Here is a 1,570-nt window from a genome sequence, read left to right as displayed (position 1 = left end):
GACCCGCCCGGTGACGACGACGTCCGCCCCCGCGCGCAGGCACCGGGTGATGCCCCACGCACCGAGGTAGGCGTTGGCGGCCAGCGGACCGCCCAAGCCGAGTTCGGCTGCGCGTGCCTGCAGGTCATCGCCTTCGACGTGGGCGACCGCGGCGTCCAGGCCCAGCCCCGCGGCCAACTCGCGCACGGCCGCCGCGAGCCCGGCCGGGTTGAGGCCCCCCGCATTCGTGACGATCTTCACGCCGCGCTCGAGTGCCGTCCCGAGCGCGTTCTCCATCTGGCGCAGGAACGTCTTGGCATAGCCCAGGCTCGGATCCTTCAGCCGGTCGCGGCCGAGGATGAGCATGGTCAGCTCGGCGAGGTAGTCGCCGGTGAGGACGTCCAGCGGGCCGTCGGTGAGCATCTCGTGCATGGCTGCGGCACGGTCGCCGTAGAACCCCGACGCATTGCCGATCCGGATCGGCGCCGTCATGACGCCGCTGCCGGTCCGCGGCCGGTGCCGGGCGGTCCCGCGAAGGCCTGCGCGATGCCCAGCCACTCGCCGGCCTCGGCGCCCTCGGCCCTGAGCGCGAGGTCGCTGCGGTGCCGGCGCTGGGTGACGAGCCAGCAGAAGTCCAGCGCGGGTCCGGTGACGCGCTGAGCCGCAGCGGCGGGCCCCCACGCCCACAGCTCACCGTCCGGAGCGCTCAACTCGACGCGGAACTGCTCGGCCGGGACGCGACGCCCGTTGAGGAGATAGGCGAAATCGCGGGTGCGGGCGCCGATATGCGCCACGTGCCGCAGGCGGGCAGTGGGGGCGCGGGCCAGGCCGAGGGTGTCGGCGACGTCCTGGCCGTGCGCCCACGTCTCCATCAAGCGGGCGGTGGCCATCGACGCCGCGCTCATCGGCGGTCCGAACCACGCCAGCTTCGTGCCGTCGGGCACCGCTGCCAGCACCGTGACGAGGGCCACCCGCCCGCTGCGCCAACTGGCCAGTAGTTCGGCCGGCGGCTGGGTGGCGCGCTCGGCGGCGGCGCGGTCGACGTACCCGTCGATGCTCGCCAGCGCCGTCTGCATCTCGCGCTGGAACCGCGCGGGGTCCGTCGCCGCGAGCGTCGCCACGTCGTCGGTCCAGGCCAGGTGGGCGATCTGATGGGCGATCGTCCAGCCGGTGGCCGGGGTCGCGCGGGCCCACTCCGATTGCGGCAACGCCGCGACCACGGCGTCGAGGTCGTCGCTCTCCGCGGTGAGGTCGGCGAGAACGGCGCTCAGGTCAGCCACGCGACCGAGCCTGACACGACCTCATGAATAAATCAATGACGCTTGCTTGTTTTAGCAAATCACTGTGATCAACACGCCGTGGGTATGGCTGTGGGCACGTGGCCGGGATGTTGATCAACGCGCCGTGGGCATGGCGGGTCCTCGAGCGGGTCATTCAGGAGGCGTCGAATGGCCAGCCAGTCTCTTTCGTGGCCCGTGTCTGCTGGGCGTGGGCATGCAGATTGGCGGCCGTGCTCGCGACAACCTGCTCGACGTCCACACCGGTCTGGTCGGCGAGCAGGTAGACGCCATAAGCGAGTTCGCCGAGCCGC

2 protein-coding genes are annotated in these 1,570 nt (G+C 71.8%); both read right to left on the bottom strand.

Going from position 1 to position 1,570, the window contains the following annotated elements; genetic code table 11:
* Window positions 1–471, bottom strand: a 471-nt coding sequence (locus VIM26_RS18785; RefSeq protein ID WP_331954053.1) for an acyclic terpene utilization AtuA family protein, incomplete at its 3' end; no start/stop codon positions are given.
* Window positions 468–1,259, bottom strand: a complete 792-nt coding sequence (locus VIM26_RS18780; RefSeq protein ID WP_331954051.1) for a TIGR03084 family metal-binding protein — start codon at window positions 1,257–1,259, stop codon at window positions 468–470. The genes VIM26_RS18780 and VIM26_RS18785, both read right to left, overlap by 4 nt.
* Window positions 1,260–1,570 lie beyond the last annotated feature (311 nt).

Source organism: Pengzhenrongella sp. (assembly GCF_036565025.1).
Lineage (GTDB): Bacteria > Actinomycetota > Actinomycetes > Actinomycetales > Cellulomonadaceae > Pengzhenrongella.
This window is presented reverse-complemented; position numbering and strand designations above follow the sequence as displayed.